Raw genomic sequence first — 255 nt, forward strand, 5'->3', positions numbered from 1 at the left:
GTCTCCAGCGCCTGCTTGCCACCGCCATTGCTGGCGATGGCCACCACCTGCTCCGGGGTCAGGCCATGGGCCTGGCACAGCACCGGCAACAGCCGCTGCACCGTCTCCAGCGCCTGCTTGCCACCGCTATTGCTGGCGATGGCCACCACCTGCTCCGGGGTCAGGCCATGGGCCTGGCACAGCACCGGCAACAGCCGCTGCACCGTCTCCAGCGCCTGCTTGCCACCGCCATTGCTGGCGATGGCCACCACCTGC

1 protein-coding gene is annotated in these 255 nt (G+C 69.8%); it reads right to left on the minus strand.

All coding sequences use genetic code 11. From position 1 onward, the window contains the following. The coding region (locus F7R02_RS26080) for a TAL effector repeat-containing protein (RefSeq protein WP_151210380.1) at positions 1-255 on the minus strand (255 nt) is incomplete at both ends.

The organism is Xanthomonas cissicola, from assembly GCF_008801575.1.
Taxonomy (GTDB): domain Bacteria; phylum Pseudomonadota; class Gammaproteobacteria; order Xanthomonadales; family Xanthomonadaceae; genus Xanthomonas; species Xanthomonas cissicola.